This window comes from Streptomyces laurentii (assembly GCF_040635425.1).
Classification (GTDB): Bacteria; Actinomycetota; Actinomycetes; order Streptomycetales; family Streptomycetaceae; genus Streptomyces; species Streptomyces laurentii.
This window is the reverse complement of the sequence record NZ_JBEYHT010000010.1, coordinates 25,893-46,366: the sequence shown is the minus strand read 5'-3', so window position 1 is coordinate 46,366 and position 20,474 is coordinate 25,893. Positions and strand designations below refer to the sequence as shown.

The window sequence follows — 20,474 nt, the reverse complement described above, 5'->3', positions numbered from 1 at the left end:
GCGGGCGAGCGTAGGCTCCTGTCCGGCGCTCGTCGGGCCGAAATACGATACGGCGGGCACGGTCGGCCCATCCCACGACCGCCAGGAACTCAACGGAAGCGAGAAATCACCACCGTGACTGCTCTCACTCTCAGCACCGCCGGCGCGGCCACGCTGCGCGCCGACGCCGTCGTCGTCGGCGTCGCCAAGTCCGGCAAGACGCTGGTCGTGGCCCCGGGCGCCGAGGCCGTCGACCAGGCCTTCGACGGCGGACTCACCGCCGTCCTGGAGACTCTGGGCGCCACCGGCGCCGAGGGTGAGGCCACCAAGCTGCCCGCCCCGGCCGCTCTGAAGGCCCCGGTCGTCCTCGCGGTCGGTCTCGGCTCCGTGGCCGAGGACGACAAGGACGCGTCGGGCTTCGGCACCGAGGCGCTCCGCCGCGCCGCCGGCACCGCCGCCCGGGTCCTGGCCGGGGCGAAGAAGGCCGCCTTCGCGCTCCCGATCGGCTCCCCCGAGGACGTCGTCGCGATCGGCGAGGGCGCGCTGCTCGGCGCGTACGCCTACACCGCGTACCAGGAGGACGGCGAAGGCCGCAAGAAGCCGCTCGGCGAGGTCGCCCTGCTCGGCGCCAAGCCCCGCGACAAGGCCTACAAGGCCGCCGCGGAGCGCGCGGTGGCGGTCGCGGAGGAGATGAACCGCGCCCGTGACCTGATCAACCAGCCGCCGAACGACCTGACCCCGGCCGCGTTCGCCGCCGCCGCCCAGGCCGCCGGCAAGGAGCACGGCCTCAAGGTCCAGGTGCTCGACGAGAAGGCGCTCGCCAAGGGCGGCTTCGGCGGCATCCTCGGCGTCGGCGCCGGTTCGGTGAACCCGCCGCGTCTGGTCAAGATCGCCTACACGCACCCGAAGGCGGAGCGCACCCTCGCCCTGGTCGGCAAGGGCATCACCTACGACTCGGGCGGCATCTCCCTGAAGCCGGCCGGCCACAACGAGACGATGAAGTGCGACATGAGCGGTGCCGCCGCCGTGTTCGCCGCCGTCGTGGCCGCCGCCCGCCTGGGCCTCGCCGTCAACGTCACCGGCTGGCTCGCGCTCGCCGAGAACATGCCGTCCGGCTCGGCCACCCGCCCGGGTGACGTGCTGCGCATGTACAGCGGCAAGACCGTCGAGGTCCTCAACACCGACGCCGAGGGCCGCCTGGTCCTGGCCGACGCGCTGACCCGCGCCTCGGAGGAGGAGCCCGACGCGATCGTCGACGTGGCGACCCTGACCGGTGCCATGGTCCTGGCGCTCGGCAACCGCACCTTCGGCATCATGTCCAACGACGACGCCTACCGCACCGCGATCCACGAGATCGCCGGCGAGGTCGGCGAGGCGTCCTGGCCGATGCCGCTCCCCGCGGACCTGCGCAAGGGCATGGACTCCACCACCGCCGACATGGCCAACATGGGCGAGCGGATGGGCGGCGGCCTGGTGGCCGGTCTGTTCCTGAAGGAGTTCGTGGGCGAGGGCATCACCTGGGCCCACCTGGACATCGCGGGCCCGGCCTTCCACGAGTCCGCCCCGTACGGCTACATCCCCAAGGGCGGCACCGGCTCCTCGGTCCGCACCCTGGTGCGTCTCGCCGAGCGCACCGCGGACGGCGAGATCTAAGATCCGCCGGATCCGACCCGGCCGGATCCGACTCGGTCGGACCCGACCGCGCCGGATCTGACGTACTCGGGACGCCGACGGGCCCGCCCCGTCCGCGCCCCGCGTCGGTTCCCCGCACCGGCCCCCAGGTCCTCGGCCTGGGGGCCGGCGGCGTTCACGGAGTGTTCGCCCGCGACGAAATCCGCAGGTTCCCGGGCGTGTCCCGGCCCCCCGTCCGGCCGATCCGCCGTCTCGGAGCGCGGCCCCGCGTCCCGCCGCCCGCCAACAAGTGCGAAGATGGGTTCTCGGCAGGACAGGGCCCCCACCACAGGGCCGACGAAAAGCGGCCGGACACTGAGCCGCCGCCGGTCGGGACGACCGGCGACGAGCGCATATGCATGGAGGACGTGACGTGGCGAACGACGCCAGCACCGTTTTCGACCTAGTGATCCTCGGCGGCGGTAGCGGCGGTTACGCCGCGGCGCTGCGCGGAGCGCAGCTGGGCCTGGACGTCGCACTGATCGAGAAGAACAAGCTCGGCGGCACCTGCCTGCACAACGGCTGCATCCCGACGAAGGCCCTGCTCCACGCCGGCGAGGTCGCCGACCAGGCGCGCGAGGCGGAGCAGTTCGGTGTCAAGGCCTCCTTCGAGGGCATCGACATCAAGGCCGTCCACACGTACAAGGACGACGTGATCGCCGGCCTGCACAAGGGTCTGCAGGGTCTCGTCGCCTCCCGCAAGGTGACGTACATCGAGGGCACCGGCCACCTGTCCTCCCCCACCTCCGTCGACGTCGACGGCCGCCGGGTCGAGGGCCGTCACGTCCTGCTCGCCACCGGCTCCGTGCCGAAGTCGCTGCCCGGTCTCGAGATCGACGGCAACCGGATCATCACCTCGGACCACGCGCTGACCCTGGACCGGGTCCCGGAGTCCGCGATCATCCTCGGCGGCGGCGTCATCGGCGTCGAGTTCGCCTCGGCGTGGAAGTCCTTCGGCACCGACGTCACGGTCATCGAGGGCATGAAGCACCTCGTCCCGGTCGAGGACGAGAACAGCTCCAAGCTGCTGGAGCGCGCCTTCCGCAAGCGGGGCATCAAGTTCAACCTCGGCACCTTCTTCCAGTCGGCCGAGTACACCGAGAACGGTGTGAAGGTCACCCTGGCCGACGGCAAGACCTTCGAGGCCGAGGTGCTGCTCGTCGCCATCGGCCGCGGCCCGGTCTCGGCCGGTCTCGGTTACGAGGAGCAGGGCGTCGCGATGGACCGCGGCTACGTCCTGGTCGACGAGTACATGCGTACCAACGTGCCCACCATCTCCGCGGTCGGCGACCTGGTCCCGACCCTCCAGCTCGCGCACGTCGGCTTCGCCGAGGGCATCCTGGTGGCGGAGCGGCTCGCCGGTCTGAAGCCGGTGCCGGTCGACTACGACGGCGTGCCGCGGGTGACGTACTGCCACCCGGAGGTCGCCTCCGTCGGCATCACCGAGGCCAAGGCCAAGGAGATCTACGGCGCGGACAAGGTCGTGGCCCTGAAGTACAACCTCGCGGGCAACGGCAAGAGCAAGATCCTCAAGACCGCGGGCGAGATCAAGCTCGTCCAGGTCAAGGACGGTGCCGTGGTCGGCGTCCACATGGTCGGTGACCGCATGGGCGAGCAGGTCGGCGAGGCGCAGCTGATCTACAACTGGGAGGCGCTGCCGGCCGAGGTCGCGCAGCTCATCCACGCCCACCCGACGCAGAACGAGGCGCTCGGCGAGGCCCACCTGGCCCTGGCCGGCAAGCCTCTGCACTCCCACGACTGACGCTTACGTCATCACAGGGCGCGACGACCACTTTCCGCAATTCGTTAGGAGCAACTGAAACCATGTCGGTTTCCGTAACCCTGCCGGCGCTCGGCGAGAGCGTCACCGAGGGCACCGTCACCCGCTGGCTCAAGGCCGAGGGCGAGCGTGTCGAGGCTGACGAGCCGCTGCTCGAGGTCTCGACCGACAAGGTCGACACCGAGATCCCCGCCCCCGCCTCGGGCATCCTGGCCTCCATCAAGGTCGCCGAGGACGAGACGGTCGAGGTCGGCGCCGAGCTGGCCATCATCGACGACGGCTCCGGCGCCCCCGCCGCCGCCCCGGCCCCCGCGGCCGAGGCCGCTCCGGCCCCCGTCGCCGCCCCGGCGCCGGTCGCCGAGGCCCCCGTCGCCGCTCCGGCCCCCGTGGCCGAGGCTCCGGCCGCCCCTGCCGCCGCCCCGGCGGGTGCCGCCGAGGGCACCGACGTCGTTCTGCCGGCGCTCGGCGAGTCCGTCACCGAGGGCACCGTCACCCGCTGGCTGAAGTCCGTCGGCGACACCGTCACGGCCGACGAGCCGCTGCTCGAGGTCTCCACGGACAAGGTCGACACCGAGATCCCGGCCCCGGCCTCCGGTGTCCTCCTGGAGATCACCGTCGCCGAGGACGAGACCGCCGAGGTCGGCTCCAAGCTGGCCGTCATCGGTGTCGCGGGTGCCGCCCCGGCCCCGGTCGCCGCCCCCGCTCCGGCTGCCGCCCCGGCCCCGGTCGCCGCCCCCGCTCCGGTCGCCGCCCCGGCCCCGGTCGCCGCCCCGGCCCCCGTGGCCGCGGCTCCGGCTCCGGTCGCCACCCCGGCCCCCGCCCCGGTGGCCCCGGCCGCCCCGGCCGCCCCGGCCCCCGCGCCGGTCGCCACCCCCGCCCCGGTCACCCCGGCGCCGGCCCCGGCCGTCGTCGCGGAGCCGGCCGAGGACGGCGCGTACGTGACCCCGCTGGTCCGCAAGCTCGCCTCCGAGAACGGTGTCGACCTGTCGGCCGTCAAGGGTTCGGGCGTCGGCGGCCGTATCCGCAAGCAGGACGTCCTCGCGGCCGCCGAGGCCAAGAAGGCCGCCCCGGCCCCCGTCGCCGCCCCGGTCGCCGCCGCCGCGCCCGCCGCCAAGGCTCCGGCCCTGGAGGTCTCCCCGCTGCGCGGCCAGACCGTCAAGATGACCCGCATGCGCAAGGTCATCGGCGACAACATGTTCAAGGCCCTGCACACCCAGGCGCAGCTGACGACGGCCGTCGAGGTCGACGTCACCAAGCTGATGAAGCTGCGCAACCAGGCCAAGGACGCCTTCGCCGCCCGTGAGGGCGTCAAGCTGTCCCCGATGCCGTTCTTCGTGAAGGCGGCGGCCCAGGCGCTCAAGGCGCACCCGGTGATCAACGCTCGTATCAACGAGGACGAGGGCACGATCACCTACTTCGGCACCGAGAACATCGCGATCGCGGTGGACTCCGAGAAGGGCCTGATGACCCCGGTCATCAAGGGTGCGGGCGACCTGAACATCGCCGGCATCTCCAAGGCCACGGCCGACCTCGCGGCCAAGGTCCGGGCCAGCAAGATCACCCCGGACGAGCTGTCCGGCGGCACCTTCACCATCAGCAACACCGGCTCGCGCGGTGCCCTGTGGGACACCGTCATCGTGCCGCCGAGCCAGGTCGCCATCCTGGGCATCGGCGCCACGGTGAAGCGCCCGGCGGTCATCGAGACGGCCGAGGGCACGGTCATCGGCGTCCGTGACATCGTCGTCCTGGCGCTGTCGTACGACCACCGCCTGGTCGACGGCGCCGACGCCGCCCGCTACCTGAACGCCGTCAAGGCGATCCTGGAGGCCGGCGAGTTCGAGGTCGACCTGGGCCTGTAAGGCGCGCCGTCGCCTCCGGGCAACGTAACGAGCCTCACCTGCGGCGCCCCCGTCCGGATGTGTTTCCGGGCGGGGGCGCCGCCGTATTGTCTAGGTGACCGTGTCTCCCGAGGAGCGAGCTCACATGACCATGCCCGTCGTCCATTCGCTGCGCGAGCAGATCCGCGAGCACATCGTGGAGGGCATCGTCAGCGGCCGCTGGAAGCCGGGCGAACGGATCGTGGAGCGGCGCATCGCCACCGAGCTGGAGGTCTCCCAGACGCCCGTCCGCGAGGCGCTGCGCGAGCTGGAGTCGCTGCGGCTGATCGAGTCGGCGCCGAACAAGGGCGTCCGGGTCCGCAATCTGACCGCCGCGGACCTGGAGGAGAGCTATCCCGTACGGGCGGGTCTGGAGCAGATCGCGGCGGAGCTGGCGGCCGGCCGGCTCGCCGCCGACTGCTCGACCCTGGAGCCGCACGTGGCGGCGCTGTACGAGGCGGACGCGGCCGGGGACGGCACGGCGCAGGTGCGGCACACGGTGGCGTTCCACCGGGAGCTGGTGAAGGCGGCCGGGAACAGCGTGCTGCTGCACACCTGGGAGGGCCTGGGCATCGAGGTGTTCACGGCGCTGTCGATCCGCTGGCTGGGCACGGTGCAGAAGTCGTACGCGGAGGAGCACCAGGAGCTGGTCGAGGCGTTCCGCCGGGGCGACCCGGACATCGGCGCGCTGGTGAAGGCGCACGTGCTGGGATGCGCGCCGCGCGCGTGACCCGTCGCCCGCCGGGGGCGTGAAGCGTCGCGTGCGGGCGTTCGCGGGGCGTGAAGCACCGCGCGTGCGGGCGTGCGCGGGGCGTGAATCCGGCCACGTATCGATCGAGCGGGTCCGTCGTGCACGGGCCCGCTCATTTGTGCGCGGGGCCCCTCAGGCACGCCCTCACCTGCGGAAATCCGACGCCGATCCTTCGAAAACAAGGCACCGGGTGCCCATTTAGGCGGCACCCTGTGCCTACTTTCTTGAAATCGAGAAGTTTTTCGCTTCAACGCTTTGATCGATCATCGATCGGAGGATTACAGTCTTCGGCGGGCCGTCACCCGGCCCGCCGCCCTGTCCTGCCAGACAAGGCCCCTTTATCTCCACCCCCCTCCTGTCCGGAAGGCGGCGATCATGACCGATCCCGTAGGCAAGATTCCGAGCGAGCTCGACCAGCTCCCGGACCGTGACACCGAGGAGACCGCCGAGTGGGCGGCCTCCCTCGACGCCGTCACCAAGGCCGCCGGCCCTCACCGGGCCGCCTACCTGATGCGCCGCACGCTCCAGCACGCCGAGGGCGCGGGCCTGGCCCTGCCCAAGCTGCTGGAGACGGACTACCTCAACACCATCCCCACCTCCGCCGAGCCCGTCATCGACGGTGACGAGGAGATGGAGCGCCGGATCACCGCCTGGAACCGCTGGAACGCGGCCGCGATGGTCACCCGCGGCGCCAAGCACGGCGTCGGCGGCCACATCGCCACCTTCGCCTCCGCGGCCTGGCTCTACGAGACCGGCTTCAACCACTTCTTCAAGGGCAAGGACGCCAAGGACGCTCCCGGGTCCGGCGACCAGCTCTACATCCAGGGCCACGCCTCCCCCGGCATCTACGCCCGCGCCTTCCTCGACGGCCGGCTGTCCGAGGACCACCTCGACAACTTCCGCCAGGAGGCCGGCGGCAACGGCCTGCCCTCCTACCCGCACCCGCGCCGGCTGCCCTGGCTGTGGGAGTTCCCCACCGTCTCCATGGGCCTCGGCCCGCTCTCCGCGATCTACCAGGCGCGCTTCAACCGCTACCTGACCAACCGCTCCATCAAGGACGTCTCCGCCTCCCACGTGTGGGCCTTCCTCGGCGACGGCGAGATGGACGAGCCCGAGGCCACGGCGGCGCTCGCGCTGGCGGCCCGCGAGGGTCTGGACAACCTGACCTTCGTCATCAACTGCAACCTGCAGCGCCTCGACGGTCCGGTCCGCGCCAACTTCAAGATCGTGCAGGAGCTGGAGGCCCAGTTCCGCGGCGCCGGCTGGAACGTCGTCAAGACCCTGTGGGGCAACGCCTGGGACGAGCTGTTCGCGCTCGACACCACCGGCGCCCTGGTCCGCCGCCTCCGCGAGGTGCCGGACGCCCAGGTCCAGACGTACCAGACCCGCGACGCCGCCTACATCCGCCAGGACTTCTTCGGCAAGGACCCGGCGCTCGTCGCGATGGCGCAGCTGCTGAGCGACGACAAGATCCTCGAGTGCTTCCACCTCTCCCGCGGTGGCCACGAGCCGCGCAAGGTGTACGCCGCGTACAAGGCCGCCCTGGAGTTCAAGGGCGCGCCGACCGTCATCCTGGCGCAGACCGTCAAGGGCTTCACCCTCGGTGAGGGCTTCGCGTCGAAGAACGCGAACCACCAGATGAAGAAGCTCTCGTCGGACGAGTTCAAGCAGATGCGTGACCTGCTCGACCTGCCGATCCCGGACGCGCGGTTCGACGACGGCCAGGTGCCCTACGGCCACCCGGGCGCCGACTCCGCCGAGGTCCGCTACCTCCAGGAGCGCCGCGCCGCCCTCGGCGGCCCCGCCCCGGCCCGCCGCGTCCACCCGCTCGCGCCGCTGCCGGCCCCGGCCGACAAGGCGTTCGCCGCCTTCGACAAGGGCTCCGGCACGCAGTCCATCGCCACCACGATGGCCTTCGTGCGCCTGGTCAAGGACCTCGTCCGGGACAAGGAGACCGGCAAGCGCTGGGTCCCGATCGTGCCCGACGAGGCCCGCACCTTCGGCATGGAGTCGCTGTTCCCGTCGCTCGGCATCTACTCGCCGAAGGGCCAGACGTACGAGCCGGTCGACCGCGACCAGCTGATGTACTACAAGGAGGCCGTCAACGGCCAGATCCTGAACGAGGGCATCACCGAGGCCGGCTCGATGGCCGACTTCATCGCCGCCTCGACGTCGTACGCGACGCACGGCGAGGCGATGATCCCGTTCTACATCTTCTACTCGATGTTCGGCTGGCAGCGGACCGCCGACCAGATGTGGCAGCTCGGCGACCAGCTCGGCCGCGGCTTCCTCGTCGGCGCGACCGCCGGCCGCACCACCCTGACCGGTGAGGGCCTGCAGCACGCCGACGGCCACTCCCCGGTGATCGCGGCCACCAACCCGGCGGCGCTCTCCTACGACCCGGCGTTCGCCTACGAGATCGCGGCCATCGTCAAGGAGGGCCTGCGCCGGATGTACGGCGAGGCGGCCGAGGGCGAGGACCAGAACGTCTTCTACTACCTCACCGTCTACAACGAGCCGATGCCGCAGCCGGCCAAGCCGGGCCACGCGGGCGTCGACGAGGGCATCCTCAAGGGCCTGTACCGCTTCAACACGGCCGAGTCGGCCGGCCTGGAGCTGCCCGCGAATGCCTCGCGCGTCCAGCTGCTCGCCTCCGGCACCGCGATCCACTGGGCCCTGGAGGCGCAGAAGCTGCTCGCCGCCGAGTGGGGCGTGGCCGCCGACGTGTGGTCCGCGACCTCCTGGACCGAGCTGCGCCGCGACGCGCTGGAGGCCGACGCGGCCCTGCTGCGCGGCGAGGAGCGCGTCCCGTACGTGCGCCAGGCCCTGGAAGGCGTGGACTCCCCGGTCCTGGCCGTCTCGGACTACATGCGCCAGGTCCCGGACCAGATCGCGCAGTGGGTCGAGCAGGACTACACCTCGCTGGGCGCCGACGGCTTCGGCATCTCGGACACCCGCGTCGCGTCCCGCCGCCACTTCGGCGTCGACGCCCAGTCGATCGTGGTCGCCGCCCTGGCCCAGCTCGCCCGCCGCGGCGAGGTCCAGGCCACCTCGGTGAAGGAGGCCCGCGAGCGCTACGGCCTGTAGGCCCCACGTTCCGGACCCGAGCGAAGGAGGCCGTACCCCGTGACAACGGGGTGCGGCCTCCTTCGCGTGTACTCCTTCGCGCGCACGGGGTGGCAGGCTGGGCGGATGCGTGCCGCCCGTCTGATCAAGTTGGTGCTTCTGCTGCAGTCCCGGCCGTCGATGACGGCCGCCGAACTCGCCGCCGAGCTGGAGGTGTCGGAGCGGACCGTCACCCGGGACGCGCAGGCGCTGTCGGAGGCCGGGGTGCCGGTGTACGCGGACCGGGGCCGGGTGGGCGGGTACCGGCTCGTCGGCGGGTACCGGACGCGGCTGACCGGGCTCGCGCGCGGGGAGGCGGAGGCACTGTTCCTGTCCGGGGTGCCGGGGGCGCTGCGGGACATGGGACTCGCGGACGCGGCGTCGGCGGCGCGGCTGAAGGTGTCGGCGGCGCTGCTGCCGTCGCTGCGGGACGCGCCGGAGGCGGTGGGGCGGCGGTTCCATCTGGACGCGCCCGCCTGGTACCGGGAGCCGGAGACGCCGGAGCTGCTCGCGCCGCTGGCGGAGGCGGTGTGGGGCGACCGGCCCGTGGCGGTCCGCTACCGGCGCGCGGACGGCGAGGTGGCGCGGGAGCTGGAGCCGTACGGGCTCGTGCTGAAGGCGGGGGTCTGGTACGTGTGCGCCAGGGCCCAGGGCGCGTACCGCACGTACCGGGTGGACCGGTTCACCGCGGTGGCGGTGGGCGAGGGGGAGTTCGCGCGGGATCCGGACTTCGATCTGGCGGGGTTCTGGACGGAGCGCTCCGCGGAGTTCGCGCGCTCGCTGCTGCGGACGGAGGTGGTGCTGCGGCTGACGGAGGCGGGAGCGCGGCGGCTGCCGTACGTGACGGACCGGGCGGCCGCCGAGGAGGCGCTGGCGGCGGGGGCGGCCGCCGAGCCGGGGGGCAGCGCCGGCGGCGGGGTACGGGTGACGCTGGCGGTGGAGAGCGAGGAGGTCGCTTTCGGTCAGTTGTTCGGGCTCGGACCGGAGGTGGAGGTGCTGGCGCCGGCGGGCCTCCGCGAACGGTTCGCGGAGGCGGCGCGCCGGACGGCCGGTCTCTACGCCTGACCGGTCACCGATAGTCCTCGACCCGGGTGTCCGGGTCGGCTTCCTTGGCGAGCATGAAGCCCCAGGAGTCGGGCCGGGAGCCGTCGGCGTCGGTGAAGCCGTACTCCCGGGCGAGCCCGCCGCTGTCGAGGGACCGGCCGTTCCAGCGGGCCCGGCCGGGGTCGGCGGCGAGGGCGGCGATGGCGCGGCCGACATAGACCGGGGACTCGGACACGGCGAAGTCGGGCAGCTTGGCGACGGCGTCGCGCCAGGTGTCCTCGGTGACGCCGAAGGTCTCCAGCATCTGTTCGGAGCGCAGCCAGCCGGGGCTGACACAGACGGCGGTGGCCTCGTACGGGGCGAGTTCGGTGGCGAGACCGAAGGCCATCCGGATCGGGGCGTTCTTGGCGAGGTCGTAGAAGACGTTCTCGCGGTAGTGGGTCTCGTTGTACGCGGTGGTGCCGTCGGTGACCTCGACGAGCAGTCCGCCCGGGTGGCGGGTCAGCAGCGGCAGGGCGGTGTGGACGGTGACGACATGGGTCCGCACGCCGAGTTCGAGCATCCGCAGGCCGCCGTCGAGGCCGATCTCCCAGGTCTTCTTGCCGAAGGAGGGGCCGAGCAGGTGCTCGCCGCCCCAGACGTCGTCGACGAGGATGTCGAGCCGGCCCTGTTCGCGGTCGATCCGGTCGACGAGGGCGCGGACCTGGTCGGCCTGGAGGTGGTCGGTGGGGACGGCGATGCCGTGGCCGCCGGCGGCGGTGACGAGTTCGGCGGTCTCCTCGATGGTCTCGGTGGTCCGGCCCACCTCGCTGGCCTGGGCGCGGGTGGTGCGTCCGGTGACGTAGACGGTGGCTCCGGCGGTGCCGAGCTGGACGGCGATGGCGCGTCCGGCGCCTCGGGTGGCGCCGGCGACGAGGGCGATACGGCCGGCGAGGGGGCGGGTGCGGTCGGTGCTTTCGGTCATGCGGGCAGCCTGGCAGGAAAGGACGACATCTCCTGTCCGGATTGTTTTCGGCCGTTTCCGAGTGCGCCGCCCGGCCGTACGCACGATGCTGGACCCGTGATGGACGAGACGGAGTTCTGGAAGATCATCGACTCCACCCGGGAACGCGCGGAGGGCGATCCGGAGGAGCACGCGGACCTGCTCGTCGAGCGGCTGACGGAGCTGGACCCGGACTCGGTGCTGGACTTCGCGCGCCATTTCGAGGCCCGGTACAACCGCGCGTACACCTGGGAGCTGTGGGGTGCGGCGGCGGTCCTGTTCGACGGCGCGGGCGACGAGGTCTTCGACTACTTCCGCTGCTGGCTGATCGGGCAGGGCCGGGAGGTCTTCGAAGGGGCGGTGCACGAGCCGGACGCGCTGGCCGAGCTGCTGGTCGACTTCGACGAGGAGATCGACGGGGACGGGGAGGAGCTGGGGTTCGCGGCGGACGAGGCGTACGAACGGCTGACCGGCACGGAGGCCCCGGACCTGGGCATCCCGCCACCGGGCGCGGAGCCGGCGGGCACCCCGTTCGACCTGGACGACGACGAGGTGCTCGCGGCCCGCTTCCCGCGGCTGTGGGCCCGGTTCGGCCCCGGATAGAACCGAGCGGCCGGGGCCGGTCCGGTCCGTCAGCCTCCGAGCTGGAGCTCGGGGTTCACCTGGCCGAGGATCATGTCGGTCCTCGGCTGGAGGGCGGGGAAGAGCTGCTCGGGCTGGGGTATCGCCCAGTACTTGCCCTCGGCGACCATCCGGAAGACCCGTTCGGCGTGCTCCTCGGGGGTGAGCCCGTGCGCGTCGGCGAGCTGCTGGAGCTGGTCGTTGAAGGCGGCGATCTCCGGGGGCTCGTGCTCGCCGGGGCGGGCGGCCTTGAAGATCTCGCTGTGGACCGAGCCGGGGGTCACGACGGACACCTGGATCGGCGCGCCCTTCATCCGCATCTCGTAGTGCAGCGACTCGGTGAGGGCGAGCACGCCGAACTTGGTGACGCTGTACGGGGCCATCAGCGGGCTCGGCAGCAGGCCGCCGATCGACGACACGTTGACCACCCAGGCCCGCTCGCCGCGCTCCAGCATGCGCGGGACGAAGGACCGGATGCCGTGCACGTATCCGCCGATGTTGACCCGGAGCATGGCGTCCCAGCGCTCGGCGGGGATCTCCCACGAGTAGCCCATGGCCATGATTCCGGCGTTGTTGACCAGCAGGTCGACGGTGCCGAAGCGGGCGTACGCGGCGTCGGCGAGGGCCTCGACGGAGGCGGCGTCGGCGACGTCGGTGACCACGCTCTCGACCTCGGCACCGCCGGCCCGCAGCTCGTCGGCGAACGCGGCGAGCCGCTCGGCGGCGATGTCGGCGAGCACGAGCTTCATGCCGAGGCGGGCCGCGTGCCGGGCGAGGCCGGAGCCGATGCCCGAGGAGGCGCCGGTGATGACGGCGACCTTGCCGCCGAAGACCTCTCCGGCCAGGTCCGTGTCCGTGGGTGCGGTGGTCATCAGAAGTGCGTCCCTCCGTCGACTCGGATCTCGGTGCCGGTGATGAATCGGCCGTCCTCGGAGGCGAGCATCGCGACGACACCGGCGACGGTCTCGGGGCCGGCGAAGCCCTGCCCGAGGGCGGGGGCCAGCTTGGCGAAGAGCGACCAGTCGGTGTCCTCGGGCAGGCCGGGGCCTATGGACTGCTTGCTGGCGCCGGAGCCGTCGGTCATGCCGGAGGAGATGGAGCCGGGCTGGACGGCGGTGAAGCGGATGCCCTCCTTCGCGTACTCGGCGGCGAGGGCGTGCGTCATGGACTGGATGCCGCCCTTGCTGGCCGCGTAGGCCGCCATGTAGGGGTGGGCGAACATCGCGGAGGTGGAGGAGAAGTTGACGACGGCCGGGGCCTCGCCCTCCCGCAGGGCCGGTATGGCCTCGCGGATCATCAGGAACGTACCGGTGAGGTTGATCCGCAGGACCTGCTCGAACGCGTCGAGGCTGGTCTCGTGGGTGTGCGAGGAGCGCAGCACGCCGGCCGCGTTCACCAGCACGTCCAGCCCGCCGAGGGCGGCGACGGCGGCCGCGACACCCTCGCGCACCGACGTCTCGTCCGCCACGTTCACCACGACCGTCGTGAGGCGCCCGGCGGCGTCGCCGGCCTTGGCGACGGTGTCCTTGAGGCCGTCCTCGCTGATGTCGGCGGCGACGACGGTGCCGCCCTCCGCCAGCATGCGCAGGACGGTGGCCTGGCCGATGCCGGAGCCACCGCCGGTGACGAGTGCGCGGCGCCCTTCGTAGCGGGTCAGCTGATTCATGACGACAACCTCTCGAGGTCGAGCTTCGCGGGGCCTTCCGGATCCCGTGGCTTACCACCGTACGCCCAAGTGGCACGTTTTGCCATACCTGCACACCATGCATTCCTGGCAGGCCCCGGCGTATTCTGAGGGAATGAGTGCGAAGCCCCGTCCTTCGACCCTGACCGAGCGCCGCAAGGCCGCCACACAGCACGACATCGCGCGGGCCGCGGCCGAGCTGTTCACCGAGCGGGGGCCCGACGACACCACCGCCGAGGAGATCGCCCTGCGGGCGGGTGTCGCGCTGCGCACCTTCTACCGCTACTTCCGCTCCAAGCAGGACGCGGTCGCCCCGCTGCTCGCGGGCGGCGCCGACCGCTGGCGCGCCGCGCTCGCGGCGACCGAGCCGGGCGTCGCGCTGCCGACCGCCCTGGAGCGGTCCATCGCCGACTCGCTCACGGCCCGGGACGCGGCCGAGGAGGAGGGCCTGCGCTGGACCCGCGGACTGCTGCGCGCGGCCGAGGACGATCCGGCGCTGCGGGCCGTCTGGTACCGCGTCAACCAGGAGTCCGAGGAGCGTCTGCGCCTCGTCCTCGGCGGCCTCGCGGGCCCGGACGCCGACCCCCTCGCCCTCCGTCTGGCCGCCGCCGCGGCCACCGACGCCATCCGCATCGCCCTGGAGACCTGGTCCGAATCGGACGCCCCGACCTCCGGCGAGGGCGCCCCGGCCGACCTCGCCGTGCGCTGCCTGCGCGAACTGATGGGCGTCACGAGACTGCTGACCCGGGAAAGCTAAAGCGCCCGCCCCATCAGGATGTCGTCCACGTACTCCCCGTCCAGCAGGAACTCCCCCGGCAGGACCCCTTCCACCGCGAAGCCCTCGGAGGCGTAGAGGGCCCGGGCGGGAGCGTTGTGCCCGAGCACCCTGAGCGTGAGCCGGGTGGCCCCCTCGCCGCGGGCGCGCTCCCCCGCGGCCCGCATCAGCGCCCGCGCCACCCCACGACCCCGCGCGGCGGGGTCGACCGCGAGCCCCTGGATCTGCCGCACATGCGCGTTGCAGGCCAGCGGCGTGGACGACCCGACCCGCACATACCCGACCACCCCCAGGTCCTCCGTCTCGGCGACCAGGTAATGCGCGGGCACATGCCGCTCGTCGAAGAACTCCTGCCCCGGCTCAGGCCGGGGCATCACGGCATGCGACGGCGACCAGGTCTCCCGATCAAGCCGGGCGAGCACCTGCTCGTCCCCGGCCACGGCTTCACGAATCTCTACCCCACTCAAGATCATGAGCCCACCCTCCCCCATCCCCTCCCGCCACTCCACCCCCCACCCGCACCTTCCTCACCCACCCACCCCAGCCACCCACCAGCCCGCCCCGCGCCCGCGCCCCCACGACCACCACCAGCGCACCGCCCAACGCACCGCGCGCCCCAACCGCACACCCCCGCACCAGCGCGCTCCGCGCGCCCCCGCACGCGCGCTCCTCCCCACCCCTCCCCACCCCCTACTCTCTTGCGAACTCCGGCATTCCGGGGACGTGTTGGGGGCATAGGCCTCCCACATGAAGCGCGAACGACCTGGGGAGGGGCACGTGCGCGACTACTCGGACGTCGTCGTGGTGGGAGCCGGAATCGCCGGTCTCGCGGCGGCTCATCAGCTGACCACGGCGGGGCTCTCGGTCACGGTCCTGGAGGCCGCGCCGCACGTCGGCGGCCGGCTGGCGACCGACGTCGTCGACGGCTTCCGGCTGGACCGGCTCGGGCCGCTGTTCACGTCGCCGGAGGTGGCGGGCGTCCCGTTGCGGCCGTTCACGCCGGGTGTGCTGGTGCATCAGGACGGACGGTACGGACGGTGGGGCGCGCCGCACGCGCGCTGGAGCCCACGGGGCACGACGGGTGGCCGGGGCGCGGCGGTGCCGTGGGGCACGACGGGCGCACGGAGCACGACCGGCGTACGGGCCGCAGGCGGCGGCGCCCGCGGGGTGGCGCGCGCGCTGGCCGGCGCGCCCCGCAATCCGGCGGCGTCGCTGGACCAGGCGCGGCTCGGCGCCTCGCTGGTGCGGCTCGCCACGACGCCGGCGCAGCGGATCCTGACCCGCGCCGAGCGGACGGCCCGGGAGGCCCTGACGGTCCGGCTGCCCGGCCGTACGGTCCACGGGGTGCTGCGTCCGCTGCTCGGCGCGCTGCTGGGCGATCCGGACATGGCGACGTCCAGCCGGCGCGCGGATCTGGCGCTGCGGTCCTTCGCGCGGGGCCGGCTGGGAGTACCCGAGGGCGGTTCGGGCGCGCTGCTGGAGCGGCTGGTGGCGGCGCTGCCGCCGGGCACGGTGCGGACCGGGGTGCGGGTCACGGAGGCGTCGATCTCGCGGGTGACGACGGCGGAGCACGGGGTGTTCCGGTGCCGTTCGGTGGTGGTGGCGACGGGCGGCCGGTCGGCGGCGGAGCTGCTGCCGGGGCTGCGGGTGCCGGAGTACCGGGCGGCGACGGTGGTGCACCACGCGGCACCGCTGGCGCCGATGTCCGAGCCGGTGCTGCTCCTGGAATCGGATCCGGGCGGCCCGGTGGCGTACACGGCGGTGATGAGCGCGGTCGATCCGGCACGGGCCCCGGCGGGCCGGGCCCTGGTCACGTCGACGGTGCTGGGCGGGCCGCCGGACGGCGACGACACCGAGCGCCGGGTGCGCAAGCATCTGGCGACGCTGTACGGGGTGTCCACGGACGACTGGGAGCCGCTGGCGGTGCGGCACACCCGGGACGCGTTCCCGGTGATGCGCCCGCCGTTCGACCCCGAGCGCCCGGTACGGGTCCTGTCGGGCCTGTACGTGTGCGGTGACCACCGGGCGACGGGCACCCCGTTCGGCGCGCTCACGTCCGCCGGCCGCGCCGCCACCGCACTCCTCGCGGACCTGGGCGCGCGTCCGGCCGAGCCGTCCCGGCCGGACGCGTCGGCGGCGTAGTCCCAAGCCGGGCCGCGAAGAGCCCAGGCCCCCGAGATCAGCCCAGCGCGGCCACCCGGTCGCGGTAGGTGCGGACCGCGGGGGCGTCGCGGTACGGCTCCAGGCGGCGTTCGAAGTCGCGTACGTACTCCACCGCCCGCGCCGACCGCATCTCCGCGGCCTGCTGCGCCGCCTCCGCGCCGAGGGCGCACGCCTGGTCCAGCTCGCCGAGCGCGAGCCGGGCCGAGGCGAGCACCACCCGGCAGAACAGCCGGCTGCGGGCGTGGCCGGGGCCGCGGAGCTGGAGCGCGCGTTCGGCGTGCTGGGCCGCGGCCCGGTACTGCTGGAGGTCGCGGTGGCAGTGCCCGAAGTCGTCGGCGAGCTGGGCCTCGTCGTAGAACTTGGCCCAGTACGGCACCTCGTCGCCCGGTCTGGCCGCGTCCAGCGCGCGTTCGGCGCGGGCGAGGGCCGCCCCGCAGGCGCGCGCCTCGCCGAGCACGCCGTGCCCGCGCGCCTCGACCGCGTGCAGCAGGGCCTGGACGACGGGCGGCGCGGCCGAGCCGACGCCCTGCTGGGCGACCCGGGCGAGCTGGACGGCCTCGCGGCCGTGCCCGAGGTAGACGGCCTGGTGACTCATGGTGATGAGGACGTACGAGCCGTACGCCCGGTCGCCGGCGGCCTGGGCGAGCCGCAGCGCCTGGACGAAGTACCGCTGGGCGAGCCCGTGCGCGGCGATGTCGTACGAGGTCCAGCCGGCCAGCCGGGTGAGGTCGGCGACCGCGCCGAACAGCCGGCGCCCGACGCTCTCGCCGTAGGTGCCGCGCAGCATCGGCTCGGCCTCGTGTTCGAGGTAGCGGACCAGGGCCTGGCGGGCGTGGCCGCCGCCGTAGGCCTGGTCGAGGGTGCGGAACAGTTCGCCGACGGAGCGCAGCGCGGCGATGTCGCCGCTGGAGACCCGCTGTCCGGGGCCCCGGTCGGTGCCGCGCTGGCGGGGCAGCCCGTACCGGCCCTGCGGCGGGACCCGCGGCTCGGCACCCGTACCGGATCCGGTGCCTCCGCCGGAAGCGCCCGGCGCCCCGCCGCCCGGATCACCGCGGGCCACGCGCTCGTCGGCGCGGCCGATCAGCCAGTCGCGGCTGGGCACGACGAGCCCGGCCGGGGTGAAGGCGATCTTGCGCAGTTCGGCGTGGCTGCCGGAGTCCTTGCGCCACAGGCCGCTGACGATGTCGACGGCCTCCTCGGGGGTCGCGGCGAACTCCAGGCCCGCGTAGACGGGCGCGCAGGCGTCGAGTCCCAGGTCCTGGGCGGACAGCCGGCGGCCGAGCCGGCGGGTGAAGACCTCGGCGATCAGGGCCGGGGTGGTGCCGCGTGGCTGCTGGCCGCGCAGCCATCGGGTCACCGAGGTCTTGTCGTACCGCAGGTCGAGTCCGTGCTCCAGGCCGAGCTGGTCCACCCGCCTGGCGAGACCCGCGTTCGAGAAGCCGGCTTCGGCGATGAGCGCGGCGAGCTGGCGGTTCGGCATGCGCTGCGAGGGTCGTTCCGTCATCAGCTGTGCGGTCTCCTGCCTTCCGGGCCCGGGGTGGCAGCCCGTATGGACCTATATGGCCCTCATGGAACGGCGCGAATTTAGCCCTCTTCACCGCGTTTACCGGCAGCTTTTCCGCACATTCATCCGATCGTGTGAGGATCGGCGACCCGCTGACGCGGCCTCCCGCGCGACCCCGGAACACCCTCCCGCCCCGCCGTGGCCCGGCTCCCGCCCCGCGCACCTGCCCGGGGGCGGCCGGTCATACCGCCGTACAGTTGCGTCGGCGTGATTGACGCATGGCGCCGAGCCGGCTCCCGCCCCGGGACGACCCCCGGAACCCGGCTCCGGCACCCAGGAGGAGGCATGGCCGTGAGTGAGCTGCGATTCGTCCGTGTGGGCTTCGGCGAGGACGCCGTCGACTACCAGGTGGCGTGGGACAAGCAGCGCGAGGTGCACGCCGCCCGGTTCGCGGACGAGATCGAGGACACCTGCCTGCTCCTCGAACACCCGCCCGTGTACACCGCCGGCCGGCGCACCGAGGACAGCGAACGACCGCTGGACGGGACGCCCGTGGTGGACGTGGACCGCGGCGGCAAGATCACCTGGCACGGCCCCGGCCAGCTGGTCGGCTACCCGATCATGAAGCTGCCCCGCCCGGTCGACGTGGTCGCGCACGTGCGCCGCCTGGAGGAGGCGCTGATCCGTACCGCCGCCGGCTTCGGCCTGGAGACCACCCGCATCGAGGGCCGCAGCGGCGTCTGGGTGCTCGGCGACCCCGTCGAGTCCCGCCCGGCGATCGGCGGCCTGTCTCTGGACCTCGCCCCCGGGATCGAGCCGGCGGCCGACCCCCGGCTCACGGACAGCGAGTTCGACCCGCGGCTCAACGGCCCCGAGTACGCCCCGTCCAACGCCGGCCAGCGCCGCGAGGACCGCAAGCTCGCGGCCATCGGCATCCGGGTCGCCAAGGGCGTGACGATGCACGGCTTCTCGTTCAACGTGAACCCGGACAACACCTGGTTCGACCGGATCATCCCGTGCGGCATCCGCGACGCCGGCGTCGCCTCGCTCGCGAACGAACTGGGCCGCGACATCACGATCGAGGAAGTCCTCCCGGTCGTCGAACGGCATCTGCGCGACGTGATGGCCGAGGCGACGCCGAAGCCGCGGGACGTCGAGGCGGAACAGCGGGCCGTACACGAGCACGAGCGGGCCTCGGCCTGAGGAATGCCAGGCTCGGGCCAGAGGTTGGCCAGAGCGTCAAGGCATAAGAAGCAACGGGCGTACCCTGGTGTGCGCCGAAGAATCGAAGCTACAGGAGCCGATGTGTCCGCAGTCGCACCCGACGGACGCAAGATGCTGCGCCTGGAGGTCCGGAACAGCCAGACCCCCATCGAGCGCAAGCCCGAGTGGATCAAGACCCGGGCGAAGATGGGGCCCGAGTACACGAAGATGCAGAGTCTCGTGAAGAGCGAGGGCCTGCACACGGTCTGCCAGGAGGCGGGCTGTCCCAACATCTTCGAGTGCTGGGAGGACCGCGAGGCGACCTTCCTCATCGGTGGCGACCAGTGCACCCGGCGCTGCGACTTCTGCCAGATCGACACCGGCAAGCCGCAGGCCCTGGACCGGGACGAGCCGCGCCGCGTGGGCGAGTCCGTCGTCACGATGGACCTGAACTACGCCACCATCACCGGCGTCGCGCGCGACGACCTGGAGGACGGCGGCGCCTGGCTGTACGCGGAGACCGTGCGCCAGATCCACCAGCAGACCGCGGAGCGCGCCGCCGGCCGCACCAAGGTCGAGCTGCTCGCCCCCGACTTCAACGCGGTGCCGGAGCTGCTCCAGCAGGTCTTCGATTCCCGCCCCGAGGTCTTCGCGCACAACGTCGAGACGGTGCCGCGGATCTTCAAGCGGATCCGTCCGGGCTTCCGGTACGAGCGTTCCCTCGACGTCATCACCCAGGCGCGGGACTACGGTCTGGTCACGAAGTCCAACCTGATCCTCGGCATGGGCGAGACCCGCGAGGAGATCAGCGAGGCGCTGCAGCAGCTGCACGACGCCGGCTGCGAGCTCATCACCATCACGCAGTACCTGCGGCCGTCGGTCCGGCATCACCCCGTGGAGCGCTGGGTGAAGCCGCAGGAGTTCGTGGAGCTGAAGGAGGAGGCCGACGAGATCGGCTTCTCCGGTGTCATGTCGGGCCCGCTGGTCCGCTCCTCGTACCGCGCGGGCCGGCTGTACCAGCAGGCCATGGAGCGGCGCGGCGAGACCGCGGGCGCGGCCACGGCCGTCGCCAACGCGACGCAGGCCGTCTGACGACGCCTTTCCTCATGACGCCTTCCGCGCGCCCTGAGCCCTTTCCGGTGGCCGTCCGTACCTCGTACGGGCGGCCACCGGCCGTTGGGGCGGTGGGCGCGGCGGGGTCACGGGGCCGGGGCGTCCGGGCCGGGGGCATCCGGACCGGTGGGCGGCACGGTTTCACCTGTGTTTGACCGCCGGGTCACGTCCTGGTAACACCGATTTGTGAGTGTGTACGCACGCACCGCAACCGAGTGCCCA

The 20,474-nt window shown here is 72.9% G+C and carries 16 protein-coding genes; 11 read left to right on the top strand and 5 right to left on the bottom strand.

What is annotated here, in order from left to right; translation table 11 throughout:
* The first annotated feature begins 114 nt into the window (after nt 1-114).
* The 6 genes from ABZ693_RS09120 (at nt 115) to ABZ693_RS09095 (ending at nt 10,228) form a co-directional block, all read left to right on the top strand.
* Nucleotides 115-1,632 carry a leucyl aminopeptidase gene (locus ABZ693_RS09120; RefSeq protein ID WP_359875048.1) on the top strand — a complete coding sequence of 506 codons (1,518 nt, stop codon included), beginning with the start codon at nt 115-117 and terminating at the stop codon, nt 1,630-1,632.
* Between the two features lie 391 nt (nt 1,633-2,023).
* Nucleotides 2,024-3,412: a dihydrolipoyl dehydrogenase gene (gene lpdA / locus ABZ693_RS09115; RefSeq protein ID WP_359875046.1), complete on the top strand. Its 1,389-nt coding sequence runs from the start codon at nt 2,024-2,026 to the stop codon at nt 3,410-3,412.
* A 62-nt stretch (nt 3,413-3,474) separates the two neighbouring features.
* Complete coding sequence (gene sucB, locus ABZ693_RS09110) at nt 3,475-5,289, top strand: 2-oxoglutarate dehydrogenase, E2 component, dihydrolipoamide succinyltransferase (RefSeq protein WP_359875044.1); 1,815 nt, start codon at nt 3,475-3,477, stop codon at nt 5,287-5,289.
* Between the two features lie 124 nt (nt 5,290-5,413).
* On the top strand, nt 5,414-6,037 hold the full coding sequence (locus ABZ693_RS09105; protein ID WP_359875042.1) for a GntR family transcriptional regulator: 624 nt from the start codon (nt 5,414-5,416) through the stop codon (nt 6,035-6,037).
* 396 nt (nt 6,038-6,433) lie between these two features.
* Nucleotides 6,434-9,145, top strand: coding sequence for a pyruvate dehydrogenase (acetyl-transferring), homodimeric type (gene aceE / locus ABZ693_RS09100; RefSeq protein ID WP_359875040.1), 2,712 nt, complete (start codon nt 6,434-6,436; stop codon nt 9,143-9,145).
* Nucleotides 9,146-9,250: 105 nt separating this feature from the next.
* Nucleotides 9,251-10,228, top strand: a complete 978-nt coding sequence (locus tag ABZ693_RS09095; RefSeq protein ID WP_359875038.1) for a helix-turn-helix transcriptional regulator — start codon at nt 9,251-9,253, stop codon at nt 10,226-10,228.
* Between the two features lie 4 nt (nt 10,229-10,232).
* Here ABZ693_RS09095 and ABZ693_RS09090 read toward each other — a convergent pair whose 3' ends face one another.
* Nucleotides 10,233-11,171 (bottom strand): SDR family oxidoreductase, encoded by a 939-nt coding sequence (locus tag ABZ693_RS09090; protein WP_359875036.1) that lies wholly within the window; start codon nt 11,169-11,171, stop codon nt 10,233-10,235.
* A gap of 99 nt (nt 11,172-11,270) precedes the next feature.
* Here ABZ693_RS09090 and ABZ693_RS09085 point away from each other — a divergent pair, with 99 nt between their 5' ends.
* The gene (locus ABZ693_RS09085; protein ID WP_359875238.1) at nt 11,271-11,792 is read left to right on the top strand and encodes a DUF4240 domain-containing protein; all 522 of its coding nucleotides are present in this window, start codon (nt 11,271-11,273) and stop codon (nt 11,790-11,792) included.
* Nucleotides 11,793-11,821: 29 nt separating this feature from the next.
* Here the strand turns inward: ABZ693_RS09085 and ABZ693_RS09080 are convergent, their stop codons facing one another.
* Together ABZ693_RS09080 and ABZ693_RS09075 are read right to left on the bottom strand one after the other, a co-directional pair.
* The gene (locus tag ABZ693_RS09080) at nt 11,822-12,682 is read right to left on the bottom strand and encodes an SDR family NAD(P)-dependent oxidoreductase (protein WP_359875034.1); all 861 of its coding nucleotides are present in this window, start codon (nt 12,680-12,682) and stop codon (nt 11,822-11,824) included.
* A complete protein-coding gene (locus ABZ693_RS09075) occupies nt 12,682-13,476 on the bottom strand; it encodes an SDR family NAD(P)-dependent oxidoreductase (RefSeq protein WP_359875032.1) in 795 nt (264 codons plus the stop codon). The genes ABZ693_RS09080 and ABZ693_RS09075 overlap by 1 nt, the downstream gene beginning before the upstream one ends.
* A 133-nt stretch (nt 13,477-13,609) precedes the next feature.
* Here ABZ693_RS09075 and ABZ693_RS09070 point away from each other — a divergent pair, with 133 nt between their 5' ends.
* Entirely contained in the window at nt 13,610-14,251 is a 642-nt protein-coding gene (locus ABZ693_RS09070; RefSeq protein WP_359875030.1) for a TetR family transcriptional regulator, read from the top strand.
* Here the strand turns inward: ABZ693_RS09070 and ABZ693_RS09065 are convergent.
* Nucleotides 14,248-14,742, bottom strand: a complete 495-nt coding sequence (locus tag ABZ693_RS09065; RefSeq protein ID WP_359875028.1) for a GNAT family N-acetyltransferase — start codon at nt 14,740-14,742, stop codon at nt 14,248-14,250. The two genes, ABZ693_RS09070 and ABZ693_RS09065, sit on opposite strands and share 4 nt — an antisense overlap.
* A gap of 304 nt (nt 14,743-15,046) precedes the next feature.
* On the opposite strand from ABZ693_RS09065, the gene ABZ693_RS09060 reads away from it, so the two are divergent.
* Nucleotides 15,047-16,411: an FAD-dependent oxidoreductase gene (locus ABZ693_RS09060; RefSeq protein ID WP_359875026.1), complete on the top strand. Its 1,365-nt coding sequence runs from the start codon at nt 15,047-15,049 to the stop codon at nt 16,409-16,411.
* Nucleotides 16,412-16,448: 37 nt separating this feature from the next.
* Here ABZ693_RS09060 and ABZ693_RS09055 read toward each other — a convergent pair whose 3' ends face one another.
* Nucleotides 16,449-17,936 (bottom strand): NsdA family TPR-like regulatory protein, encoded by a 1,488-nt coding sequence (locus tag ABZ693_RS09055; RefSeq protein WP_359875024.1) that lies wholly within the window; start codon nt 17,934-17,936, stop codon nt 16,449-16,451.
* Between the two features lie 351 nt (nt 17,937-18,287).
* Here ABZ693_RS09055 and lipB point away from each other — a divergent pair, with 351 nt between their 5' ends.
* The gene (gene lipB, locus ABZ693_RS09050) at nt 18,288-19,139 is read left to right on the top strand and encodes a lipoyl(octanoyl) transferase LipB (RefSeq protein WP_359875022.1); all 852 of its coding nucleotides are present in this window, start codon (nt 18,288-18,290) and stop codon (nt 19,137-19,139) included.
* Between the two features lie 102 nt (nt 19,140-19,241).
* Nucleotides 19,242-20,231, top strand: a complete 990-nt coding sequence (gene lipA, locus ABZ693_RS09045) for a lipoyl synthase (protein WP_359875020.1) — start codon at nt 19,242-19,244, stop codon at nt 20,229-20,231.
* Nucleotides 20,232-20,474: the final 243 nt, after the last annotated feature.